Below are 24,434 nucleotides of genomic sequence, written 5' to 3' on the forward strand. Positions count from 1 at the left end.
TGGGAATGACGCGGGCAGTGTGGGAATGACATCATTATAGCATCCGCCTAAGGCGGACAAAAGGCCGGACAGTAGTGTTATATGTCTTTAAATAATCTGGTTAAAGCATTTCCGGGTGCTTTAACATCAAGATCAAGGAAATAACCGAACGGCGTTTGATAAACCTCGTAATCTGCTTTCTTAAGTCTCAGTTCTGAATTATCAAGCAATTGCTTGGTAATTTCAGGTGAAGCTTTACTTTCGGATAAATGTGTAAAAGAATGTAATATTATTCTTTCCGTATTGTTTTTTCTGGCTGCCCATTTAAGATTTTTAATCAATTTAGTTTCAACGTTAGAAAGATTAGCTTCGTCTTTTTCTTCTACATGAATGAAACCAACAACAGCATTTTCAATTGTGTTTTGTTCGTCGATTTCAGATATGGACTCAAGGCTTTTCAAGCTTGTCTTATAAGCAAATTTGTTTGCATAAATCATTAATAATTTCATTTTGACTCCTTCTATTCACATGCCTGTTAAAAACGCTATTTCCATTTAGAAATTTCTATTTCTTTTCAGCTCTTTTCTTATAATTCGATTATTCTTCCTTCTCTACCTTCAATGGTTGTCATTATGACCTTATTGTTCGACAATTTATACTGCCTTATAAATTACAAGCAAGGCAAGGAGTACTACAAATATTGATAAGCCTATTTCCAACCACTCTGATTTTGTTTTTAGGGAAATTACACTCCCTATTCTCGCGCCAATAATTGAGCTGATGATAACTACTATGGCGGGCAATAGTATAATATCACCGCGATGCCAGTAGATAATGATTGATGCGGATGCAGTAATAATGGTTACAAATAATGATGTTGCTATTGCTGCATGAATGTTTAATCTCATTAGTTTTAAGAAAGGCGGGAAAAGAGAACCCCCGCTTCCGCCGCGAATGCCTGTTAATAAGTTTAGAATAAATGCTCCAATCACAATAATACTGATATTTGGTTTTATTTTTTGAGCTAGTCTTGGGCTAATCCTATCAAAATAGATTCCCATTACTGTAATGGTCGAAACAATAAAAAAAATAATTGCAAGTGCTAAATTTGGTATTAATCCTGCCATGTACGCACCACCTATTGATCCTAAGATGCCCCCAACGGCTACATAGGGAGAAATATTCCAATTTATATTTTTTCTGTGACTTATAGCACCTATAAGAGATGAAAAAGGAATTACGAGTAAATTGATGCCGAAAGCATTTAGCAGCGGTATTCCTACCAAATTAAGTAAGGGGATTCTTACAGAACCACCGCCTATGCCAAACATACCGCTCATATATCCAGCAAACAAACCAATCAAAAAATATTCAAGGAAATGAATTTCCAATTTAATTTACTCCAAGGTCTTAAGAATTCGACTGTTGAACTTAATTTATTTTTAATGTCCCCGGATAGCATCTATTTTTTGCTCTTTTAATTATTGCTCATTTCAACCAATGCTTGTTCAATTTTCCCTTTTTTAAAAATAAGCTTCATTCCTTTCCCCTGCAGTCTTGTTATTCCCTTTTTTCCGATATGAGCAGATATAATTATCGAACAATCATCAATCAACTCATAAACATCTAATGTTTTTAAATGCTGCATCGTATCGGCAAAAGGGTTTCTTCTTTTCTCAATAAGCTTAAATTTCTCGCCTTTCTCAATTTCATAAATAAACAGATATTTTGCCATGCCCAGCATCTTTGGAAAAATATTTATTTCATCATTGGTCGGGATGGCAATTCTTATGTGCTTTTGTTTATTTACATTCATTTTTTGGCTTTCAGCAATCTTATATATTTTTTGAAGAAAAAATGCTCTCCAAAACCAGCGAAATTATTACTTTCCAGCAGCTGCTTCCAGTCTCTTTTGATAAAATCAAAAGCATATTTACATTCAATGGTTTTGAAAATAAAACGGTATAATGGCGGCATGTTAGTCATGTCAAATTCAGCAAAATCAAGCATGAAAAATGACCCGCCTGGTTTTAGGTGAGTATAAATATTTTCGATAACCGTTTGGCGAACTTTATGCGGAAAACCGTGGATTACAAAGCTGATAAATATTTTATCAAATTGCTCCGATAGTGAGAACGGAAGATCAATTCTTTGCCGGATAAATTTAGCATTTTTATATTTAGCACACTTATTTCTGAATTGCCTTTCCATTATAGGCGAGATATCCATGCCGGTTATCCCCCCGGCATCACTTAAATATGACGCCATAATGCAGGCGTTGCGTCCCGTGCCGCAACCTAAATCGAGAATTTTATCTCCGGGCTGAATACTCATTATCTTTATTGCCCGGCCAATAAATCTGCGATAAAAACCCAATGTGGCAATGTTCATTATATTATCATAATTTATTGCCGTTAAGGTTGTTAATTCAACTCCTGAGTCGGGATATATTTTATCTTGTCTTGAGTTCATTTTCACAGTTAATTTGGTTAATAAAAAAGAACGATAAAAGGATAATAATTATAAATAAAATAAAAAACGACGTAAATCCGAATTCAGTGATTATCCAGCCGCCTAAAAGTGAAAATACAACAGGAAGAATGCTTCCAGCTCCGGTCAATCCAGTATATAATGCTCTGTTTTCATTGGTGGTAACTTCTAATAAAATCCCACTGACTGAAATACGGTGAATGGAAAAAACAACACCACCGGCTATAAAAATGTACGGAAAAAGGGTAGCCCCCGGAATCATTAAAATAAATAGAGGAATCAGGATAGCAAGAGTGGAAGTAATATGTAATAAGTATTTATATTTTACTTTTTTAGAATAATAAAAAATTATACTGCCAGTTGCGGCTATTCCAATTACTTTTAGAAGCAGAAAATTACCAATGCTATGACTCCCGGCATCAAAATTTGTTTTAGCATAAAGAGTTAAAAAAGGCATTAAAACTATACTGATTCCCTGAGTGTTTATCAAAAACAAATAAGTTTTCAGATTTTTATTAGTGCGAATTTCACGAATAATAACGCGCATGAATTCCTTAAATCCGTCGATTTTGTGATTGGATGTTGGAATCTCCTTGATTTTCCAGAACCCAAAAGATGCAATTCCAAGCAGTACGGCAGCAATAATAAATAATGTGGCATAATTTATAGGGTAATCGTATTTTGACAATATACCCCTGGCAAAAAATGCTGAAAGAAAAACTAAAGAACTGGAAATAACCTGTTTAATAGAAAAAAAAGCTTTTCTTTTTTCCTGCAATATAGACTTCCCGAAAATATCAACATAATTGATATTTGCAAAAGCGCCGCTTAAGGAAAACAGGGAAATTAAAATAAAAATTGACCATATGATAAAACTGCCATTTACGTGAGATGAAAAATAAAATAACAGAGACATTCCACCAAGAGCAATAATACGAGCATTGATTCCACTCAGTAAATATCCTTTTTTCATAGATTGATTGTTCAAGAACGAAGCAAAGAAAAGTTGAGCAATATTTCCACCACCCAACATAATTGCAATTAATATTCCAAGCTGCAGAGAAGAACAACCCGCATCAAGCATCATGACCGGAATAATCGTATCCACATCCATGAAATTTATTGCCAAGGCAAGAAACACAGCATGCCATAAAAAAGCATAATAATTTTGTTTGGATATCTGTTTGTTCAATTCCACTTTAAAAATTTACTCCATCTTATTTTAACTATTCTCTCGCCGCAGCACCCTTTTTAAAATTCATTCACTATTCTCAAACGGTTGTTGCCCGCTCCAACTCCTTGATTTTTCCATAAATAAAATCATAATCTTGCCAGATATTCTAACTTTTTGTGTCCAGCCCGAGGGGGCGCTATATTTATTATAGCATAAAGATTCAACTAATATCATGCTTGAAGATAAGATAATAGAACATCACACACAATATTTATCTTTATATTTGATAGAACAATCATTAATTAGCTTATAAACATCGACACTATTGTCCGGCCTTTTACAGGGTATCTCACCTAAACGGTGGGTTTAAATTTAGGCCTGATATGATGATATTTTAGCACAAAGCTTATTCGAGCAGCAAAGCTAATCTATCTATCGTATTTCTTATATTTCAGCAGGGCATCCACCGTTGCGGATGACCCTCTGCTTTCCCGCTTTGCAAAACCTATAATCAAATGCCCGGCAGATAAAAACAAACTACCTTCGGTTCGGTCATCTCCTGTAACGAAAACTTTATTCCCTCACGACCGAGGCCGGAATACTTGACGCCACCGAATGGCATGGAATCGAGCCGGTAATCGGTGGAATCGTTAATCATCACGCCGCCGCAATCAAGGTCATAGGATGCCTTGAACGCAACATCGACATTGCCGGTAAAAATCGCCGCCAGCAAGCCGTACGGCATCGAGTTAGCCTCCTTGATAGCCTCATCGAGGTCATCCACAGGATAAAGATTGACAGTCGGACCGAATACTTCTTCATAATGAATAGTAGCATCCGGCGGCACATTCTCTAATACAGTCGGCTCATACAACGCCCCATTGCGTTTTCCGCCGATTAGAACCTTAGCGCCTTGCTCGACTGCGGAATTCACCCAGCTTTCCACACGTTTAGCTTCAGTCTCGGTTATCATCGGACCCATGTCGGTATCTTCTTTTAATTTATCGCCGATTTTATATTGCTTTGTGCGGGCGACAAATTTCGTTTTAAACTCGTCATAGATATCGCGATGAACCAAAAGGCGCTGAACTCCGATGCAATTTTGTCCAGCCGCCCAGAACGAGCCGGAAACGGATGATTCAACCGCCAGTTCGAGGTCGGCGTCTTTCCAGACAATGACCGGCGAGTTGGAACCAAGTTCCATGCCAATCTTTTTTATCCCTGCTTTGCCTGCGATATGCTTGCCGGCTTCCACGCCGCCGGTGAAAGATATCATCCTGACCCTCTCATCGGATACTAAGGAATCACCGATTTCGGAGCCATTTCCGGTAATCAACTGGACAGCCATAGGCGGCAGTCCGGCTTCCAGCAATGCCTCAACCAGCTTTATCGCCGATAGCGGAGTAACCGTTGCCGGTTTTAAAATAACAGAGTTGCCGGCAGCAATAGCCGGTCCCAGTTTGTGCGCCACGAGATTCAGCGGGTCATTGAAAGGAGTAATAGCCAGCACTACACCGATAGGAAATCGATAATAATAGCCGCGGCGTTTCTCGCCGCCGGGAAACGAATCGAATGGAATCGTCTCGCCCATGATTCGTTTCGACTCCTCAGCTGAAACTATCAGGGTATTCACACAGCGCGAGGCTTCTTTTCTTGCCTCGTTTATAGTCTTTGATGCCTCTCTGGCGATGATAGCGGCGTATTCATCAAGATTATCAGAAATAATTTGCGCTGTTTTGAATAAAATCTGCGCTCTATCATAGACTGTCATCTTCTTGGTGATTTCAAAACCTTTGACCGCCGCTTTCAGGGCAATTTCCACATCCTGCTTCGTTCCCTTTGGAATTGTATCAACAATGGAATTATCGAAAGGGTCGATTACATTTATTTTATCGTTACGGTCAACCCATTGGCCATCCAAAAGCATCTTCATTTTAAGCCTCCTACATGGATTATATCAATCAAAGCGCTGTAGCCGGTTTCGGTTCTGCCTGCTCCCGGTCCTACGATGGTTACATCGCCAAGCGGTTTGGTTGTCATAGTAACGGCGTTAGTAGCTCCCATTATACCGGCTAACGGATGCGTCATGTCAATCTCCTCAGGCGCAACGCTTCCCTTAACCTTATCGCCATCGCGCCAGACTTTGCCGATTAGCTTAAAGCGTTTACCGCGCGCTTTGGCATCTTTAATAGCATCGGCTGTAATATCAGTAATGCCCTTGCATGGGAAATCATCCGGTTTGCTTTTAAAGCCGAATACGGTATTTGCCAAAATGGTTACCTTAGCCAGCGCATCCCAACCCAAAACGTCGGCATCGGGAACAGCCTCGGCATAACCCAGCTCTTGAGCTTTTTTAAGCGCATCCTCGTATGGAAGCCCCTCTTCCATTTTCGTAAGGATATAATTAGTCGTTCCGTTAAGAATGCCTTTGATTTCCGAAATGGAGCTATTAGCAAGAGTTTCCCTGATAAGGTTTAACAGCGGAGTGCCGCTTATAACAGTTCCCTCGTAGAGAAACTTCACGTTTTTATCTTTAGCAATTTTAGATAGTTCAAGAAAATTCAGCGCCAGCGGTCCTTTGTTAGTAGTGGTAACATGCATCCCCTTTTCAAGTGCTGCCCGAATATGCGAGGTAGCCGGTTCACCGGTCTTGATATCGGTATAGGTTGCCTCGACCATCATATCCGCCTCGGCTTTTTTAATAAAACTTAAGGCATCGCCATCAAAAGCATCGGGCAATGCGGAAATTTTACCGCCCGCTTTCGCTGTTTCCAAGCATTTCTGCAAGTCTATGCCATTAGGGTTGTATACGCTTCCCTTAAGCATGTCGCTTATGCCAACAACCTGAGTTTTTAGCCCGTATTGGTTTTGAAGTTCCTGCTGTTTCTCTATAAGAAGCTCGGCAAGCCCTTGTCCGACAGTTCCGAAACCGATTAATATTAATCTCATTTTACTTTATCCTCCTTTATAACGAGCCGCGTTGTTTTTCAATTTAGCGCAGCGGCTTCATTAAAGATTGTTTTATTTTACGTTATAACGATCAGGGGCATCGAAAACATCTATGACATTAACACGCGACAGGAAATTTGCCGAATGTACAACGCCCTCCGGAATATAGTACTGGTCTCCTTTACGATAGACTTTTATATCATCGCCAATGGTTAGCGACATTTCACCCTCCAGCATAATGCCCCATTGGGCGCAATGCGTATGCGGAGGCACCTTCCCCACTGGCTGAATGTCGAAAAACACCGCTTGCTTTTTGCCATCCTGCAGAAGCCAGCCCCGAATGCCGTTGATATTAATATCAATTTCCGGCAGGTTTCGAATCATATCGGGATAGATTGTATTATCCCATTTTTCTGTTAAGCTATTCATGATATTTCCTTACGAACGATAGGCTATTTTTGCAAATCGGGTTTCATGACCGCGGCGCATAATCTCTTTGGCGTCCTTATCGCAGCGTATGCATTTATGATAAATAACATCGCTGATTAATTCCGCTTTTTCTTTTCTTTCCTCATCAGGAAGGAAATATGCTTCCATCGTATCGTAGGGGCGCGATTCGCCGTCGCTCTCATATTTGATGGTTATATCATAGCCGCTGTCGAGCACTTTATGCGCGTTCTCTGTCCAGTCGAAACCTTCTATGCCGAGGTCGGGATTGATTCTCAGGTGAGCGGTTAATTCAATTGGCGGCATGCCGAAATCTTTGATGTCTTGGGCGCACTGCATGAATGTTTCAGGGCTGGCGGCATTGCCGATATTGATTTCATAGATTGGCGTAGTGCCGTCATCCCGCAGATACTCTTTGAATATATTCATCAGCATTCTAAACTGGATACTGTTTTGCGTGGAAAGAAGCATGGATATCTTGAAGCTTATATTGGGAATCTTTCTGGCATAATAGCAGGCAGCTACAATTGTTGACCAGCTCGGGTTAAGGAAAAAGTTGGCGCCGGTTTCGAGAGCCGCACGAGTAATGCCATCGAGATAAACCAAGTGATTGTTGTCGCCAACCTCAACGCCGCCAAGATTACCGAAAGGCGTTCCCATGTTTTTGAGAATAAGCTGTCTGGTTCCATCGCCTAAACTCCGCCGGTCGAATTTCTCGCCGGTTATCTTTTCGAGTTTGGCAAATCGCTCTTCCGGCAAAGGCGTGCTAACGAGATTGGTTGAGCAAAATTTGCTTGCTCCTAAGATGTTCTCTGCCATCGCTAATGTCGTTAGCAAGTCGCCGGAGTAAAGATAATTTTCGGTAAGGGCAACTACCGAAATCATCTCGGTTGGGAAAAGCACATTCCGATTTTGAGCAATTAGACGCATACAGCCGGAGGTAACATAAGCTCCCTGGAAACCGGATACTTGAGTTATGCAAACGCCTTTTTTATCGGTTTTTATTCCCTCTTGTGAGATAAAATCCTCTACTTTGGGGAATTCTTTAACATAGCCTTCCGCCTTATCAAGCATCTCCCCGAAACCTTTATTGCCGGCTATTTTTTTTCTGGTTTCGTAATCTCTCATCTCGCTGATCTTATTATTGATCGCTTTTGAACCGCCATAGGCATCGATTAACGCATCAATTGCTTTCATGTCTTTACTGCTTAAAAGCTTAAAGTGCATCGCTTTCCTCCTGATTTATTGATTAATTCTTCTTATTATTTCCGAACAAGATTATCTGCGACTCAAACTCTAACAATTACAAATAAGTTCTTCTGAAGATAAGGTAATTGCATTGTCATATCAAGCTAATTTTGATTAAGAAGTTTCCCCGTTTTTTCAAAAACTATGATTTCCACTTATTGAAAATGTTAACCTTGTAAAACATACTATACTATAAAGATTTTACCGGAATTTTCGGGGAAACTCCTGAATTTTGATTCAAGGAACTTTCCCTTTTTCTGTTCTGTCGGGTGTCCCTACTCGACAGTATTTATTTAGCGATGCTATGCTGTCAGGTGTGGGAACCTGACAGCGCTTGAATAATATATGTTATGCGCGTAGGGGCGTATTGCATACGCCCTCAGACTGTTTGACAAAATCCCATAGGGCAGTCCGCCTTAGACGTCCTCGTTTGCTGCAAAGCTGGGGCACACGAATTCGCTATTGGCGAATGCCGCCCACATAACAAGGGGCACATGAGTTCGCCATTGGCGGATGCCGTCCACATTAACAGGTTGTCTGGCTTGAGATGCCGCTTTACAATAGGAGGGCGATAAAAACAGTTGTATTTTCTAAACTCACTCTTTATATATAGAATTAGTTAAAATAATAAATATCGCGCCGAAATTGTATCAAATGAATGATTCTGATAAAAATAATAACAGCCAAGACAATGACAAAGTAGATTTCAGCCGCATCTCGGTTGTCTTGCCTGCCTATAATGAAGCCGCCTCAATCGGCGAACTTGTTGAGCAAACACTGAAAGTTACTAACAACCAAGCTGAAATAATCGTTGTCGATGATGGCTCAACCGACCAGACTGCTGATATTGCCAAAGCCGCCGGCGCTATTGTTGTCAAACATCCCTACAATAAAGGCAATGGCGCGTCTGTTAAAACCGGAGCGCGCTCAGCCAGCCGTGATATAGTAGTTTTCATGGATTCCGATGGCCAGCATGATCCCTCAGATATTGCCGCCTTAGCCGCTATGATAGATAAATACGATCTTGTAATCGGTTCCCGCAGTTTTAACAAAATGGAATATCTGCATCGCAATCTTGCCAACAAGTTTTACAGCCGATTAGCCGCCTATTTAACCGAACAAAACATCCCCGACCTGACCAGCGGTTTCCGCGCTTTCAAACGTCAATATCTGCTGGCTTTCCTGCATCTGTTTCCAAACAGATTTTCCTATCCGACAACATCGACGCTGTCTTTTATAAAAGCCGGCTTAAATGTCGGTTTCTGTCCAATCAACAGCCGTAAAAGAGTCAGTCAAAGTAAAGTGAAAATATTCAGGGACGGGTTTAAATTTTTCCTGATAATATTGAAAATTATAGTACTGTTTCATCCGTTTAGAATATTTTTTCCAGTTAGTATCTTGTCATTTATTTTAGGCTTAATATCGGGAATCTTATCAATCAAAGCCGAGGGCAGACTGCATATACCGAATTCCGCCACTATCCTGTTTGTGGCATCTGTTTTTATATTTCTAATGGGACTCGTTTCGGAGCAGATAGCCTCCCTGAAAATGGAGTTTTTGGACAAACGGGATAATGATAATAGCCGCTGAACAAGATTTTGAATTGCAGTTTATTCATCAGGATGGAGTAAAACGACATCCTGAGGGGCTTATAAAGGCAGGTCTTGCTGTCGGAAGCAACTTCCAACAGCACAAAATTTCTTAAAAAAGCATCGTTAGAAATAATATTATCTTTTCTGTGAATTTTCCTACAATTTCACTTGCCGAATTTATATCTATTAATTATCTATTGCGCTCAATGGTATATTGACAAATTAAAAAGTCAAAGGCAGGATTACCGGAGATAATTTAGCCTGCATGAGCATAAAAACAGGAGAACAAAATGGAAAAATTCCTCACGGAACTGGGAATCAAGGAAGTAAATTCCGGCGCCTATGACGGCGACTGGATTGAAAAACCGGGCGGCAAAGAGCTTATTTCAATAAACCCGGCTAACGGCAAAGAAATTGCCTGTGTTATCCAAGCTGATGAGAACGATTTTGAACGCATTGTCAAGAAAGCCGATGAGGCTTTCAAAACATGGCGGATGATACCCGCTCCCAAGCGCGGCGAAATCGTTCGTCAAATCGCCAATGAACTCCGTAAAAATAAAGAAAACCTGGGCAAGCTTGTCGCCTTAGAGATGGGCAAAATCCAGCCTGAGGGTGAGGGCGAGGTTCAGGAAATGATTGACATCGCCGATTTCGCAGTTGGTTTGTCCCGTCAGTTATATGGACTTACTATGCACAGCGAACGTCCCCTGCATAGGATGTATGAGCAGTGGCATCCGCTGGGCGTAATCGGCATTATTTCCGCTTTCAATTTCCCCGTGGCTGTATGGGCATGGAATGCGATGCTTGCCGCTGTCTGCGGCGACACCATGATTTGGAAACCATCCTCGAAAACACCGCTTTGCGGCATTGCCGTTCAGAATATCATTCATGATGTTTTAAAACGCAATGATGCCAGCGGCGTGATGTGCATGGTTGTCGGCTCGGGCAGGACAATCGGCGAAAAATTAATTGGCGATAAACGCATCCCGTTAGTAAGCGCTACCGGCTCGACCCGGATGGGCAAAAGAATCGGCGAGGTTGTCGGCGCGCGTCTCGGCAGCTGCATACTCGAACTTGGCGGCAATAACGCCGTGATAGTTAATGAGGATGCCGACCTTGATATGGCTACCCGGGCTATCCTGTTTGGCGCAGTGGGAACTGCCGGGCAGAGATGCACCAGCACCCGGCGCGTTATTGTGCAGGAAAGCGTGGCGGATGACCTGATTAATCGCCTTAAAAAGGCTTATACTCAGGTTAAAATCGGCGACCCGCTTGATAAGAATACGCTCATGGGACCGCTTATCGACCAGGATGCCGTTGATGTTATGATGAATGCTCTCGATTTAATCAATAAAGAAGGCGGCGAAATTATCTGCGGCGGCAAGGCTCTTACTGATGGCAAATATGCTGGCGGGTTCTATGTCGAGCCGACTATTGTGATTGGCAGCAGGTCGATGCAGGTTATACAGGATGAGACTTTCGCCCCGATTGTATACATTATCAAGGTGAAAGATGTCAAGGAAGCTATCGAGGTGCATAACGATGTGCCGCAGGGATTATCCTCGGCGATGTTTACCACCAACCTGCTTTCGGCTGAGAAGTTTTTGTGTCATGCCGGCAGTGATTGCGGCATAGCCAACATCAATATCGGCACCAGCGGCGCGGAGATTGGCGGCGCATTCGGCGGCGAGAAGGAAACAGGCGGCGGCCGCGAGGCAGGCAGCGATTCCTGGAAAGCCTACATGAGACGTCAGACCAACACCATCAACTGGTCTCCCGAACTGCCATTGGCGCAGGGTATTAAGTTTGGTGATTAATGGGTAACGCGTAGGAGCGTCCGCTTCAGGCAGATGCGCCTTTTTGTGTTGCTGGGTTTACATTTTATAACCGCTTCTTGATTTTCAAGGGGCGGTTTTTTTTGTGGTTGATAATAGCAGCGATTTAATATAGATTATCATAGCAGGCAGGTCTCGGGGAGACCTGCCCTACTAATGTATGATAATAATTATAATTCTGTTAACAATTTACTCTTGCTAAATGAAAATTCCTTAGGATTAAAAACTTCACCATCATTAAAACTATCATCCACAAATTCAGATACATACCATAACCAAATCTCTTTGCCATTAGAGTTAATTACTTTCATTGGTTTTAGTAATGCACCTGTTGTATAAATTGCAGGTTCAACATCAAGCATATTTGTTTCCATTTTAATTACTCATTCAAAATTTAGTGATTATTATATTACGACTTTTTTCTACCAAACACCCCCAGCGCAAACCCAATTACCCCAAACACCGCAATCCCCGCGCCAAGACCTACTGCCAGATGATACATCGTCGCCATAACGCCGTTATATGATGAATACACATCAAAGCGAAGCAATAGCATATAGCTGACCGCGCCGCCGGCAGTTGCTGCAGCGGCGGTCTTGAGGATATGCGCTATTAATAAACCATACTCCGGCTTGCCGATTTTTCTCCGGATATTAAATGTCAGCATCAGAAGATTTGCCAACGCCGCTATGCCCGGCGCTAATGCCAAGCCGACAAACCCCAGCGGTTTCATCAGAAGCAGACAGCATATAATGTTAATGCCAACCGCAATCGCTGATATTTTAACCGGTGTGGCGGTGTCTTTATGAGCATAGAACACCTGCGCCGACAGCCGCACCAAGCCGTAAAACACAAGCCCGGCGCTGTAAGCCTGAAGCGCCCTTGCGGCATTGATTGAATCTGTCCAGTTAAATAAACCGTGCTGATATATCAGCGCGCAAACCGGGCGGGCGGCGATTATCAGGAACACCGCCGATGGCAGTAGAAACATAGTTTGCATCCGGCATGAGCGGATATATTTCGACAGCACCATGTCGGTCTTGCCCTCGGCGGCTATGGCAGAAAGCTCTGCCAATGATACGGTCGCCACCGCTACGCCGAACACGCCAAGCGGGAAATGCATCAAGCGGAAAGCGTAATTCAAATAAGCGATACTGCCGGTCTGAAGGAACGATGCCAGCAATGTCCCCACGAAAATATTAACCTGCACGGCGGCAACTCCCAAAGCGGCAGGTCCCATCAGACGGACTATTTGCCTTACCGACCGGTCGGCAAAACTGAATACGAATTTATACCGAAAGCCGAGTTTGTATAACTGGGGCAATTGCAGCACAAGCTGAAGTATTCCGCCTGCCAGCGCGCCCCAGGCCATAACGATGATAGGCGGGTCGAAATATTTGCGGAAAAATAAGCCAGCGGTTATCAGCCCGATATTAAACCCCACCGGCGCTAAGGCCGGTATTCCGAATTTGCCGAAACAGTTAAGCGTCCCCATGACTGCGGCGGCTGTCGCCACAAATATCAGAAACGGGAACATGATTCGGGTCAGGCTGGCGGTAAGTTCTAGTTGGCCGGGTGTTTTGGCAAAACCGGCGGCTATCGCCTTGACCAGGTAGGGCGACAAGATTATCCCGAGTATCGTTATCAAACCCAGTATTACCAGCATAATTGACAGCACCGTGGATGTCAACAGAAAGGCTTTTTGTTTGCCGTCAGCCTTGAGCTTTTGCGAGAAGACCGGCACATAAGCCGCCGATAACGCCCCCTCGGCGAAAAATTCACGCAACAAATTTGGGATTCTGAAAGCGGCGTAAAATGAATCGACTGCGGCTCCGGCGCCGAAATAATATGAAAATACCTGTTCTCGTACAAGACCTAACAGCCGAGATATAACAGTAGAGACGGAAAAACGGAGAGACTTTTTGAAAAAGCTGTCTTTCGTTTTGTATTTATTATTTTGGGTTGACATTATCTGTTTGTTGATTATATTTCATTTTCTAAAATAAATTTGAACTTGTTAATGAATAAGTTATGCGAAAGGAGCAAAACTTGCCTCAACATAAATCGGCAGCCAAACGGATGAAAACATCGGAGAAATCCCGTCAACGCAACAAACGCGTTAAATCCATTATTCGCGGCACCCTGAAAACTTACAAAGACGATAAGGAAAAATCTCTCGATAAGCTCAAGGTTGTTTTTAAAGTTGCTGATAAAGCCGCTGCTAAAAAAGTTATCCATAAAAACAAAGCCGCCCGTATTAAATCGCGTATGGCTAAATTAGCCCTAAAAAAATAAACTGTCCTACCATTTTAGTAAATGCCGGCCAAGCTTAATTAGACGGGGACTGGACAGTATCAGCTTCTTTATAACGCTAAGCGGATTAAAAGCTGTGATTGTCTTGTCCCTGAAAATATCTCCGATAAATTTCACCACGATATCAAGATCATCATCGGTTAATTTAAGAAAGATTTCCTGACAATAGTAATAAAATTTCAGTTCTCTTTGTTTAATGCTGTTAAACTTTTTCGGATACGCCTCAGCGCTGCTGCCGTTATTAATCATCTCACCGGCTGTCTGGCCGGCAATTTTACCCGATAGCAGGGCATTGGCTATTCCGGCTCCCGATAATGAATCGATTAGACGGGCGGCATCGCCTGCAAGCATGACATTATCTTTATACAGCGGCAAATCAGGCAAATATGTGGGAACGCCGCCGGTCATTCTTTCGATTATTTTAGGCTTATCAAATCGCTTCTCTATAAACTCATCAAGATAATCAACTGCCTTCTTATCGGGCGATTTTGACGGGCATATCCCCAGACCGACATTGGCTGTGCTGTCGCCTTTGCAGAACACCCAAATATACCCGCCGGGGACTGTTTGGTTCCCGAAATAAAATTCGAGCGTTTCCGGTTCGATATCAACATCCGCCAGCAGATACTGATAGGCGGAATGAATCTGTTTCGGCTTCAAAACAGTCGGGAAACCTGCTTGCGCCGCAATTTGTGATTCCACACCATCGGCGGCGATGATTACCTTGCCTAAAATCTCTATCTGCTGTCCGTTATTTAAAGCCGCAACTCCGACAATCCTGCCGGTTTTGTCTTGCAGAAGCTTGATGACATCCGTTCCCACCCTGATGTCGGCTCCGGCTATGGCGGCTTGTTCGGCCAAGTCGCGGTCGAATATCTTGCGTTCGAGCACATAGCCGGCATCGGGATGGTTGATAACCGCTGTCTTGCCGGCAGGGCTGAAAAGCTTAACTCGCTCGATTTTGGAGGCTACCCAGCGGGGATTGAGTTCGACTACATTAGTCAAGCCCATTACCGAGATTGCCTCGGCGCAGCAAAGCGGGTAGCCGATGACCGGGTGTTTTTCCAGCATTATCGTTTTCGCGCCGCTTTGGGCGGCAAACTTGGCGGCGGTTGAGCCGGCTGGCCCGCCGCCGATGATTATAACATCATAGCTTTCAGCCATCATTTTCTCCTGATTGCTCAATCAGCAGTAAGGCATCCGCCGGGCAGGTGATAATACAGCAGTTGCAGCCTGTGCATTCGTCATTATCGGCGCTCAGCATAACTGTGCCGAGATGAAGCACATTTTCGGGACAAACAGCCACGCAGACGCCGCAGTTGCCGCAGCGGCTGAAGTCTATCTCGATTTCAAAGCCGCTTGCTGTCAGTTCTGCTTTCATGATGATGAATGTATAAGGGGATTAATATTATTTCAAGCGATTTGTTGCGGTATCTATGCCGCAGGGTATTTTTAACATGGTTGGCGTACGTCCTCGTGTGCCAACTGCAGCACAGTAGGTCAAGACCCTTCTTGTGGTCTTGACTATTATCAGGATTCTCAATCAAGTTGGGAATGACGCTTTGGCGTAGCCCGATGGTGCACTCGGTCGCGTTCTTTATACGAGGATATACACCAGTAAGTAGGGCATCTGGCGGCGGCGGATAAAAATTACCTCTTCGGTGCGTTTAGCATTCAAAATAATCTCAATAATCACTATCAATCTTATAGCAATGCGAAGGTGTCGGGTTTCTCCCGTTGGTCGGAAACCGACCTACTGCTGCTGCTTCCGCCCTCTCAGCGCCTCCAACACCCGCCGCGCTTTTTCAAATTCGGGGTCAAGCTCAAGCGCCTTCTCCATCATCGCCGCCGCCTGAGTATAATCGCCAGCCTTGCCCAGCGATAAGCCGTAATTGTAGTAATACACAGCCCGCTTGCTGTCCTGCGCAATCGCCCTCCGGAACTCGACTTCTGCCCGCTGAAAATCGCCCTGCTGGTCATAGGCTAAAGCCAGGTTGTGACGAGCATCCGGGTCATCCGGAATTAAATCGACAGCCCGCTGAAAATGATGCAGAGCAGAGTCAAGCTCATTATTATAAGCGAATAGCAAGCCAAGCTGATAATGCCCCCTGCCGCGAATCTTGTTAGGATTGTAGCCATGCGGCAAGGCGGCGGAATATATCTCCGATAAATCATACTCCGAAACGATATCCTTTTCCGATGATGATACCACTTGCCTAAATTCGGTCTCAGCAAGAGTTGTCTGTCCTGTCCGAATTAAATACTGCCCATAATAATATTTAGCCGCAATATCCGAGGGGAAAGCATCCTTATAGCCATAAACAGCGGATTTAATCATCATAGTATCCGATGAAGACAGCGATGCCAATATACGGTTGATATAAGCCTCCTTGAAATTCGGGAAATAATAAACCGCCGAATCAGCATACGCATAAGCCTCGTTAGAATTACCTTTCAAGCGGGCAAGCATGGCGAGATTGCTGTAAGCTTTCGCCGATACACCGCAGGCATTAATCTCATTTTCAAACTCATGCCGGGCGGTTAAAGTATCTCTTTCATAGAAAGCTATAACTCCAAGGTTCAAATGCGCATTGGGGATACATGACGCCTGCCGTAAGGCTTGATTATAATGAAGCCGGGCGGTTTCATAGTCGCCCTTTTTCAAGGCCATATTGCCCAGCGAATAATTTGCCATAGCTGTCGAGCGGTCGTGATGTCCGTAAAAATTTGTCGAGGTAAAAATGGCAATGATTATAACCGAGCCAAGCAGACCCCACGCATATTTGTACCGCTTGTCCTTAAATGCGGCGATAATTTCATATATCGTAAATGAAGCCAGGATAGTTAAAAGCGGCACAATCGGAAGCCGAAAACGGGCGGTAACGAAAAACATGACCACAGTTGCCATATAACCGAAAATCAGCATCGGAAACAGCCAGTATCGCCGGCCTTTAAAGAAGCATAAAATCGAACCCGCTAAACCAAGAGGGGAGAGGATAGCAAAAAGGAACAACGGATAAAATGACAAGCCGATATAATCAATCAGGAAATATAAATTGTTGTTGTTGGATATCTCAAACCGGTTCCAGAATAGATACAGTTTTTTTATTATTAACCTAATAAAATGACCCGGCGATGATAGAATATATTTAACCGCTTTGCCGTAATAATATGACGATACCTCCGATGGCTTAACCTCACCCGGTTTTTTGCCAAGATGGACCGCCGCCTCGTATTCGGCATCCGAATACTGCCAGTTGTGGCCGAAACCGGGCAAGAGCGCAGTGTAGCCATCGGCGTTTTCATTATTGCCGATATAGAAATTTATCCCTCCCTGGCTGGCAATCAAAACATTGTCGCCGCCAATGGTTGCATTTCTTAGCGTAACCGGCAATATCAGAAGCAATGTACCGGCAATAACTAAGAGACATCGCTTAATGTTTTTCTTCAGGTTATAATCAACCAGAAAAATCCACAGACAAACAAGCGGCAAAACAGCTAAAATATTAGGCCGGGTTACTGCAAATAAACCGGCAGCTAATCCCGATATGAAATACAAGCTTGATTTGTCTCTTTTCTGAGCGATTATTAATAGATATAAAAATACTAAGAAAAAGATTACTGTTAAAAAATCTAAAAGAAGCTGTGATTCAAAATAAATCAAGATGCCGTTAATCGCAGTTAAGAAAGCGGCGATAATGGCGACTGGCGAGGAGAAATAACTCCGGGCGATTATATATACCAATGGAACGGCCAGGACGCCTATCAGATGCTGAATTATGAAAACAACCGTGAAATTTTCACTGATAACAGAATATATCATCCCCAAAAAGAAGGGATAGAAAGGCGCCCTGAAATATGCTCCGCCGCCAAGAATATCGCCATCGGCAATACGCTGCGCCCACAGGTGATGATATAAAGCATCGATAGTCGGACTATCCCAGCCCGGCCAGTTGGCTTTCATCGCCAGCAGAAATATAACCCGTAAAACCAGCCCCAGCGCAATTAATCCCAAAACCGGCGCTATTTTTTGATTCTTCATGCTTTATAATATTACAAATTTTGAAAAAACATGCAAAAAAAGTGAAAAAAATGTGTCAGAAAGAATAATTATTTTGGGAAAATATTGTAAAAAAACAATTATATTCGGAATATTTGTTAATTTTATTTCTATACAATGAGGGCTGAAATATATGTATTTCTGCCGTTTAGGATAATGAACTGACGTAAGGCTATGATAATAAACGAGAAGCGGCACATTTTTTGAATTCAGTTGGTAGTATTATGAGGCTTTTTACTTTTCTTTTGCAGGAAAAAGTGTATATTGATTATAATGAAATAAAATAAGTAAGGTTTTAGAAGGGAGTTGCGTAATGAGGACATTGTTTATGGCAATCTTGATAGGGTTAGTTGCAGGCGTAGTATTCGCCGAGCAGCCTTTATCGCTGGGAACACTGGAAACAGGCGATCAGTATATCACTGACCGTATTATTGTTACAGTCAGACCCGGCGTAGAGCCGCTTTTGATTAACCATACCATATCAGGAGTTGCTAATACTGGAAATGAGCAGATTGATTTGCTCTGTAAAAAGCATAATGTTATTAAGGTTGAGATGTGGTATCCTATGCCGGTTCAGAAAGAGATTCTGCGTTTGCTGGTTGAGAGGATGTATGTCTTTTATCTTTCACCGGAAAAAGATGTCATGGATGTTAAAGACAGTTTTTTAGCTAACGATGATATTGAATGTTCCGATCCATGGGTGCTTGACAGACTGTTTTATACTCCAAACGATCCCTCTATCGGTTCACAATGGTATATAAACAAAACAGACTGTTATGGAGCCTGGGATTTAGTTCGCGGTGATACTACAACCCATATCATTATCGGTATTGATGATACCGGTGTATATTACAATCATCCCGACCTTCAGGGCAATATGTGGATTAATGGGCCTGAGGATGTAAACGGCAACGGTATTTTCGATGCCGGCGATAATAATGGCGTGGATGATGACGGCAACGGCTACACTGATGATGTTGTTGGCTGGGATTTAGGTATGAACGACAACAACCCGCAAGAAAACAGTCCTACGCATGGCACTCATGTTGCCGGCTGCGCTTCCGAGGCTACCGATAATGCAACTGCCGGAGCCGGTCCGGGTTTTGGCGCCAAACTGATGGCTATAAAAATTACCAATGCCTATGGTCAATTAACTCATGGCTATCAGGGGATAATTTATGCCATTAATAATGATGTAGATATTATTAATTGCTCGTGGGGCAACAACTATTATAGCCCAAGCAATCAAAATACAATAAACATTGCTCACACTGCCGGAGTTTTGGTAGTTGCCGCTGCTGGTAATGATAATAATAGCACTCCCGGTTATCCTGCCGCCTATAATTATGTTCTTTCGGTTGCATCGACAGACCAAGATGACGTAAAATCATATTTTTCATGTTATGGTTCTTGGGTTGATGTTTCAGCGCCGGGTGAATCCATTTATTCTACATGGGCGCAAAGCAGCTACACCTATCTGCAGGGCACCTCGATGGCTTCACCGATTGTCGCAGGTATTGCCGCTTTGGTTAGGGCTCAAAATCCTTATTATAGTCCTGACCGCATTTCTAGTATTATCATAGAAACCACTGATGATATCGACTTACTTAATCCCAATTATCAAGGTTTGCTGGGTTCCGGACGGGTTAACGCTTACTCGGCTGTAGGCGCCTCCAATTATCCTAATTTCCAATTAGTAGAAAGTATTGAAACACTCACCGATGATGACGGTGATGGGATTATTAACCCCGGCGAATCTATCGATTTAGTTGTCGAATTACAGAATTTGTGGCAGGATGCTGAGGATGTCATTGTTGCATTGAGGGCTCCTGAGGGAATAATTGTAACTGACTCGGTAGTAGAATTTGGTTCTTTCCCGGGAGATGGCGAACATATGGATAATAGCGATGATCCTTTCAGCATTACCTATGATGAAGATTTGCCTCCGGGGAATCATGAGTTGACGCTTCATATTAGCACCGCAGATGATTATACCACTGATTTGTTTGTTGAGGTTAATGTCAGCTTGAACCAGATTAATTTCCCGATTAGTCTTCCTGACGCTATCGCATCAGATCCACTGGCATTTGATTTCGACATCGATGGCAGCGTAGAGATACTGGTAGGCTGTAATAATGCCAAGCTTTACTCTATCGAATCTGACGGTTCTTACACACCCGGCTGGCCTGTAAGCGTTGGCGATGACATCAATAATGCGCCGGCTGTTGGCGATATTAACGCTAATGGCGGTTTTGAGGTGGTAGCGACAGATAAAGACGGATTAATATATGCCTGGTATCGTGATGGAAATCTCGTGAATGGTTTCCCGATAACAACCGGCGGCTCTGTATTTGCTGGTCCGACCTTGCTTGATTTCGATGGCAATGGCGATTTAGAAATTGTTCAGCCTAATTTTTCGACCAGGAATTTAGATGTATTTAATCATGATGGCACAGCATTTGGCGACTGGCCTTATACCTCTACGGTTGGCTGGTATGGCAGTGCTGCTGTTGGCGATATCGATGGTGATGGAAGTGTTGAGATTGTTATTGCCGGTTTCGATGATTATCTTCATGTTTTCAACGCCGATAAAACCGAGGTCAGCGGCTTTCCTTATGAACTTGACAGTCATCCATGGGTATCGCCTGTAATCGGCAATATCGACCCATCTGACCTCGAACCCGAAATATTTATCCCGACTCAGTCCGGTTCGGCTTATCTATTCAATCACGATGGTTCCTTAGTTTCGGGCTGGCCTATTAGCATTAGTTCGGCTATTAAGTCATCGCCAAGCTTAGCAGATCTTGATGATGACGGCACTCCGGAAATTATTTTTGGCGCCAGCAATTCCAGGCTTTATGTTTATGATTCGGATGGTACCGCTTTGGATGGTTTCCCTGTCGAACTGCTGGCTACCATTCAAGCCTCGCCGGTTGTGGCGGATTTGACCGGCGATGGAATGCCTGAAATTATTATCGCCAATGGCTCTGCCGAAGCCTGTATTTTTGCTTTTGATAGATATGGTGAAACTGTAGATAATTTCCCGATACCTCTATCAGCGACAGGCCAGGTAAATGCCTCGCCGGCTATCTGGGATATTGATGACGATGGTGATGCTGAGATTGTGGTTGGAGTTCAAAATAGCGGGGAGAACTTGGATGTAATCGACTACAAAACTGAAGTTTCGATGATAAATGCTGTATGGCCTGTATATGGCAATGATGTTCATCGGTCGAATAATTATGTCCCCTTTATTTATAATTCAATCGACGAGGATTCTAAGACATTGCCGGTAAAATTCAGCCTTAATCAGAATTATCCCAACCCGTTTAATGCTCACACTATTATCAGCTTTAATCTGGATATTTCATCAAAAATATCGCTCGATATTTACGATATTTTGGGCAGACAGGTTAAAAGTTTAGCCTCAGATTTTCAGAAAGCTGGCAAGCACAGCATCGTTTGGGATGGACGCAATGACAATAACTCTAAAGTTTCCTCCGGCGTATATTTTTACAGGCTTAAAGCCGGTGAGAAATTAGCGGTTAAAAGAATGGTTTATTTACGGTAGGAAAGTTTTTATTAATCCGCCGTTTTGCTAAAGCGGCGGATTCTTAATACTAAGATAGGCATCAATTTTGCGTTAGATTTTACAGAGATAATCGTAATCAATAAAAGCGTTAATTGAAAGGGAAGAAGGAAAACTGTTAACTAATTGAATCATTACAAATTAGCAAATATTTGCTGGGTTTAATATAAGTTGACATCAAAATGTTTTCGCTTGACAAATTTTAGTTTGTTAATAAATTGATGTTAAGAACTTGTATGATTTTTGCTTATTATTTTAAAGAGAATTTGTAAGTAAAAGTAAACATACAGAAACTTGGTTAAAACATTATAAGGTAAGTGATTGTAATTGTAAAACATAGAGATAATTACTCTGATTAATTAAGGAGGTGAAGCGAGAGCATTATAAAGATTTTCAATTTGTAAATTTTTAGTTTTTTGGAGGTTTTATTAGTATGAAAAAAGTAATGTTTTTTACGTTTGTTTTGGTTTTTGCTGCCAGCGCAGCTTTTGCCGCAAATTCAACATTTAAAGCGCCGTTAGACCAAGTACAGCTTGACACCAGTTCCGCGCCGGATGCTTATGGTTATACTTGGGTAGACAATGATGCTGGCGGCAGCCCGGTTTATGAATGGATAGATATTTCCGGTACTGGCGTTGCAGTTGAGGGTTTGATGGATGATAATGCTGTCGGACCATTCGACATCGGGTTCGATTTTGCCTACTACTGGTACTCAGTCGATCATTTCTATATTGGTTCTAATGGTTATATCTCATTCGCTTCGGATGACAACTATTCGCAAGACTTTCCTATGATTCCCAGCTCTAACCGTCCGAACGACATAGTGGTTCCGTTAGCCTGTGATCTCGATTTTACCGCTCCTTATGGGACTAATGCCTGCTATTATTATACGAATAATGTGGATACGTTAATTGTTACGTGGGACAATGTTCTTGAATGGAATACTCCGTATAATTCCACCGCAACTCATACATTCCAGTTGATTTTAACCGCATCCGACTCGGCGATTACTTATCAGTATGGCGAGCAGGGCGGCGATTTTATGAATACAGAAGGCCATGCCCAAATCGGTATTGAAGACCTGCTCGGCAATAACGGTATTTGTTATATGTTCGACTTAGCTCCGCCTAACCGTATGCCGCATGATGGCTTGGTAATTCGCATTCATGCCGACCCGGATCCCGACTTTGTTTTTCATGATGTTGGCGTTGCCGGCGCTATGAATGAATCTTCAGGCGGCGTTTTCTGTGGCGTGGATCAATCCTTAGCCTTGAAAGCGCTCGTTAAAAACTATGGCACTATGCCTGAGGATGACATCAATGTTAATTGCAAGATAAAAAGGAATTATGTTACTATCTATAACGAAGATGTTCCGCTTAGCCATCTTGAGCCGGGTGAAGAAGCCTGGGTTACTTTGCCATCAGCGGATTGCCTAAATGAGATTAACGTTCATGCGATAGTTTTCAAGACCACTTTATCTGGCGATGAGTATTACTGGAACAATTCCGATACTTGTGAATTGCGAACATATATTTTGCCGCAGACTCTAGCTTATATTGACACCACTATTTCATATTCGTCATGGCAAGGCGGCGGCGGCGGTTTTGGCAATGAATTTGTAGCGCCTGAACCTATTACGGTAACTATGGTAAAAGCTGACATGATGCTTCAGAACCAAAGCCCTGCTTATTTCTTCATCTTGCCGGCTGATGAAAACGGCGTGCCTGATGTAGATAATATTCTTTGGGCTGATACTTTAGCGCCTGTAGGCGATACCGGCTGGATCTCAATGAATCTTCATGATGGCATTGATTTCAACACCGGTGATAAATTCTTCGCTACAATACTTGCTGGCGGCGAGGGAGTCCTGATGGGTGTTGAATCCGGTTGGCTGCCGCTATGTAATAGAGGCTGGGAAAATACCGGCTCTTATGCGCCATCTCGCGACAGAGCATTGCAGGATATCTGTATAGCAATCGAGTGTGAAGGTCGTACAGGCATTGAAGATGAACCTAATACGCTTCCCAACAGCTTCCATCTCAATCAGAATTATCCGAATCCGTTTAATGCTAATACTGAAATTGGGTTCAGCTTGGAAAATACCGGAAAAGTCTCATTGTCGGTTTACAATATCGCCGGACAGAAAATATCCACTTTGGTAGACGGTGTTTTCAATTCCGGTTTGCATAGAGTACTCTGGGACGGTACTTCAGACAACGGCAAGGTTGTTTCCTCCGGTGTCTATTTCTACCATCTCGAAATTGGCGAACAAAGCCAAACCAAGAAAATGGTTTTGCTTAAGTAAACGAAAAATATGCAAGGTTGTGATATCAGAAGCTGTTTCTGATATTATGCACAGCCTGAATCTTAAAACCCCGTCTTATGGCGGGGTTTTTTATTTTGGATTTTGCAGCAGCACTACAAATAAATTCACTACTGTCCGGCTTTTTGCAGAACATTATAATCAACGTCACTCCCGTGAAAACGGGAGTCCAGAGATTGGTCATGCCGATACTTCCTGCCTGCCGGCGCCCGCCTGTCTGCGGACACGGGGCACGGTATTTTTGTTATCCACCTTTGGTTTAACATACAGCTTCCTGGATTCCCCCGCCGCGGCGGGGGAATGACGTAAATGGGTAATCATCAAATTAAAATCAATTACTAAAATCTTATCTCGAAATATTTAACAAAATAAAAGATGAAGTGCCGATGTTTATCGGAGTCGCCCAACATCCCGCTGCTCTATGGGTTATGAAAT

At 42.9% G+C, this 24,434-nt stretch carries 19 protein-coding genes; 5 read left to right on the forward strand and 14 right to left on the reverse strand.

Features of this window, described 5'->3' with window-relative positions:
• Nucleotides 1-77: 77 nt before the first annotated feature.
• The 9 genes from J7K40_10625 to J7K40_10665 all read right to left on the reverse strand — a co-directional run bounded on the left by J7K40_10625 (nucleotide 78) and on the right by J7K40_10665 (nucleotide 8,266).
• Entirely contained in the window at nucleotides 78-488 is a 411-nt protein-coding gene (locus tag J7K40_10625; GenBank protein ID MCD6162853.1) for a threonyl-tRNA synthetase editing domain-containing protein, read from the reverse strand.
• 144 nt (nucleotides 489-632) lie between these two features.
• Entirely contained in the window at nucleotides 633-1,370 is a 738-nt protein-coding gene (locus J7K40_10630; GenBank protein MCD6162854.1) for a sulfite exporter TauE/SafE family protein, read from the reverse strand.
• An 86-nt stretch (nucleotides 1,371-1,456) separates the two neighbouring features.
• The gene (locus J7K40_10635) at nucleotides 1,457-1,795 is read right to left on the reverse strand and encodes a hypothetical protein (protein MCD6162855.1); all 339 of its coding nucleotides are present in this window, start codon (nucleotides 1,793-1,795) and stop codon (nucleotides 1,457-1,459) included.
• Entirely contained in the window at nucleotides 1,792-2,451 is a 660-nt protein-coding gene (locus J7K40_10640; GenBank protein MCD6162856.1) for a class I SAM-dependent methyltransferase, read from the reverse strand. The genes J7K40_10635 and J7K40_10640 overlap by 4 nt, the downstream gene beginning before the upstream one ends.
• Complete coding sequence (locus J7K40_10645) at nucleotides 2,432-3,667, reverse strand: MFS transporter (protein ID MCD6162857.1); 1,236 nt, start codon at nucleotides 3,665-3,667, stop codon at nucleotides 2,432-2,434. The genes J7K40_10640 and J7K40_10645 overlap by 20 nt, the downstream gene beginning before the upstream one ends.
• A gap of 487 nt (nucleotides 3,668-4,154) precedes the next feature.
• Complete coding sequence (locus J7K40_10650) at nucleotides 4,155-5,576, reverse strand: aldehyde dehydrogenase family protein (GenBank protein MCD6162858.1); 1,422 nt, start codon at nucleotides 5,574-5,576, stop codon at nucleotides 4,155-4,157.
• Nucleotides 5,573-6,592: a homoserine dehydrogenase gene (locus tag J7K40_10655; GenBank protein ID MCD6162859.1), complete on the reverse strand. Its 1,020-nt coding sequence runs from the start codon at nucleotides 6,590-6,592 to the stop codon at nucleotides 5,573-5,575. Before J7K40_10655 ends, J7K40_10650 begins: the two co-directional genes overlap by 4 nt.
• Nucleotides 6,593-6,664: 72 nt before the next feature.
• On the reverse strand, nucleotides 6,665-7,021 hold the full coding sequence (locus J7K40_10660) for a cupin domain-containing protein (protein MCD6162860.1): 357 nt from the start codon (nucleotides 7,019-7,021) through the stop codon (nucleotides 6,665-6,667).
• 9 nt (nucleotides 7,022-7,030) lie between these two features.
• Complete coding sequence (locus J7K40_10665; protein ID MCD6162861.1) at nucleotides 7,031-8,266, reverse strand: hypothetical protein; 1,236 nt, start codon at nucleotides 8,264-8,266, stop codon at nucleotides 7,031-7,033.
• A 675-nt stretch (nucleotides 8,267-8,941) separates the two neighbouring features.
• Between J7K40_10665 and J7K40_10670 the strand changes: the two genes are divergently transcribed.
• Together J7K40_10670 and J7K40_10675 are read left to right on the forward strand one after the other, a co-directional pair.
• Nucleotides 8,942-9,877: a glycosyltransferase family 2 protein gene (locus tag J7K40_10670; GenBank protein MCD6162862.1), complete on the forward strand. Its 936-nt coding sequence runs from the start codon at nucleotides 8,942-8,944 to the stop codon at nucleotides 9,875-9,877.
• Nucleotides 9,878-10,169: 292 nt separating this feature from the next.
• Nucleotides 10,170-11,696 (forward strand): aldehyde dehydrogenase family protein, encoded by a 1,527-nt coding sequence (locus J7K40_10675; GenBank protein ID MCD6162863.1) that lies wholly within the window; start codon nucleotides 10,170-10,172, stop codon nucleotides 11,694-11,696.
• Between the two features lie 188 nt (nucleotides 11,697-11,884).
• Here the strand turns inward: J7K40_10675 and J7K40_10680 are convergent, their stop codons facing one another.
• Both J7K40_10680 and murJ read right to left on the reverse strand, forming a co-directional pair.
• Nucleotides 11,885-12,088, reverse strand: coding sequence for a hypothetical protein (locus tag J7K40_10680; GenBank protein ID MCD6162864.1), 204 nt, complete (start codon nucleotides 12,086-12,088; stop codon nucleotides 11,885-11,887).
• A 35-nt stretch (nucleotides 12,089-12,123) separates the two neighbouring features.
• Nucleotides 12,124-13,683 carry a murein biosynthesis integral membrane protein MurJ gene (murJ, locus tag J7K40_10685; protein MCD6162865.1) on the reverse strand — a complete coding sequence of 520 codons (1,560 nt, stop codon included), beginning with the start codon at nucleotides 13,681-13,683 and terminating at the stop codon, nucleotides 12,124-12,126.
• 80 nt (nucleotides 13,684-13,763) lie between these two features.
• Between murJ and rpsT the strand changes: the two genes are divergently transcribed.
• On the forward strand, nucleotides 13,764-14,009 hold the full coding sequence (gene rpsT, locus J7K40_10690) for a 30S ribosomal protein S20 (GenBank protein MCD6162866.1): 246 nt from the start codon (nucleotides 13,764-13,766) through the stop codon (nucleotides 14,007-14,009).
• A gap of 6 nt (nucleotides 14,010-14,015) precedes the next feature.
• Here rpsT and J7K40_10695 read toward each other — a convergent pair whose 3' ends face one another.
• From J7K40_10695 to J7K40_10705, 3 genes are all read right to left on the reverse strand, one after another.
• Complete coding sequence (locus J7K40_10695) at nucleotides 14,016-15,194, reverse strand: NAD(P)/FAD-dependent oxidoreductase (GenBank protein ID MCD6162867.1); 1,179 nt, start codon at nucleotides 15,192-15,194, stop codon at nucleotides 14,016-14,018.
• A complete protein-coding gene (locus J7K40_10700; protein MCD6162868.1) occupies nucleotides 15,184-15,408 on the reverse strand; it encodes a 4Fe-4S binding protein in 225 nt (74 codons plus the stop codon). Before J7K40_10700 ends, J7K40_10695 begins: the two co-directional genes overlap by 11 nt.
• A 372-nt stretch (nucleotides 15,409-15,780) precedes the next feature.
• Nucleotides 15,781-18,069, reverse strand: coding sequence for a tetratricopeptide repeat protein (locus tag J7K40_10705; protein MCD6162869.1), 2,289 nt, complete (start codon nucleotides 18,067-18,069; stop codon nucleotides 15,781-15,783).
• A 331-nt stretch (nucleotides 18,070-18,400) separates the two neighbouring features.
• On the opposite strand from J7K40_10705, the gene J7K40_10710 reads away from it, so the two are divergent.
• Entirely contained in the window at nucleotides 18,401-21,658 is a 3,258-nt protein-coding gene (locus J7K40_10710; GenBank protein ID MCD6162870.1) for a S8 family serine peptidase, read from the forward strand.
• A gap of 451 nt (nucleotides 21,659-22,109) precedes the next feature.
• Nucleotides 22,110-23,981, forward strand: coding sequence for a T9SS type A sorting domain-containing protein (locus J7K40_10715; GenBank protein ID MCD6162871.1), 1,872 nt, complete (start codon nucleotides 22,110-22,112; stop codon nucleotides 23,979-23,981).
• Nucleotides 23,982-24,434: the final 453 nt, after the last annotated feature.

Source organism: Candidatus Zixiibacteriota bacterium (assembly GCA_021159005.1).
Classification (GTDB): Bacteria; Zixibacteria; MSB-5A5; order UBA10806; family 4484-95; genus JAGGSN01.

Bases quoted from the DNA above. Each gene is read 5' to 3' on its own strand.
- murJ (MCD6162865.1), bottom strand. From the start codon at position 13,683: ATGTCAACCCAAAATAATAAATACAAAACGAAAGACAGCTTTTTCAAA.
- J7K40_10715 (MCD6162871.1), top strand. From the start codon at position 22,110: ATGAAAAAAGTAATGTTTTTTACGTTTGTTTTGGTTTTTGCTGCCAGC.
- J7K40_10710 (MCD6162870.1), top strand. From the start codon at position 18,401: ATGAGGACATTGTTTATGGCAATCTTGATAGGGTTAGTTGCAGGCGTA.
- J7K40_10700 (MCD6162868.1), bottom strand. From the start codon at position 15,408: ATGAAAGCAGAACTGACAGCAAGCGGCTTTGAAATCGAGATAGACTTC.
- J7K40_10705 (MCD6162869.1), bottom strand. From the start codon at position 18,069: ATGAAGAATCAAAAAATAGCGCCGGTTTTGGGATTAATTGCGCTGGGG.
- J7K40_10655 (MCD6162859.1), bottom strand. From the start codon at position 6,592: ATGAGATTAATATTAATCGGTTTCGGAACTGTCGGACAAGGGCTTGCC.
- J7K40_10670 (MCD6162862.1), top strand. From the start codon at position 8,942: ATGAATGATTCTGATAAAAATAATAACAGCCAAGACAATGACAAAGTA.
- J7K40_10680 (MCD6162864.1), bottom strand. From the start codon at position 12,088: ATGGAAACAAATATGCTTGATGTTGAACCTGCAATTTATACAACAGGT.
- J7K40_10695 (MCD6162867.1), bottom strand. From the start codon at position 15,194: ATGATGGCTGAAAGCTATGATGTTATAATCATCGGCGGCGGGCCAGCC.
- J7K40_10635 (MCD6162855.1), bottom strand. From the start codon at position 1,795: ATGAATGTAAATAAACAAAAGCACATAAGAATTGCCATCCCGACCAAT.
- J7K40_10675 (MCD6162863.1), top strand. From the start codon at position 10,170: ATGGAAAAATTCCTCACGGAACTGGGAATCAAGGAAGTAAATTCCGGC.
- J7K40_10625 (MCD6162853.1), bottom strand. From the start codon at position 488: ATGAAATTATTAATGATTTATGCAAACAAATTTGCTTATAAGACAAGC.
- J7K40_10640 (MCD6162856.1), bottom strand. From the start codon at position 2,451: ATGAACTCAAGACAAGATAAAATATATCCCGACTCAGGAGTTGAATTA.
- J7K40_10665 (MCD6162861.1), bottom strand. From the start codon at position 8,266: ATGCACTTTAAGCTTTTAAGCAGTAAAGACATGAAAGCAATTGATGCG.
- J7K40_10650 (MCD6162858.1), bottom strand. From the start codon at position 5,576: ATGAAGATGCTTTTGGATGGCCAATGGGTTGACCGTAACGATAAAATA.
- J7K40_10660 (MCD6162860.1), bottom strand. From the start codon at position 7,021: ATGAATAGCTTAACAGAAAAATGGGATAATACAATCTATCCCGATATG.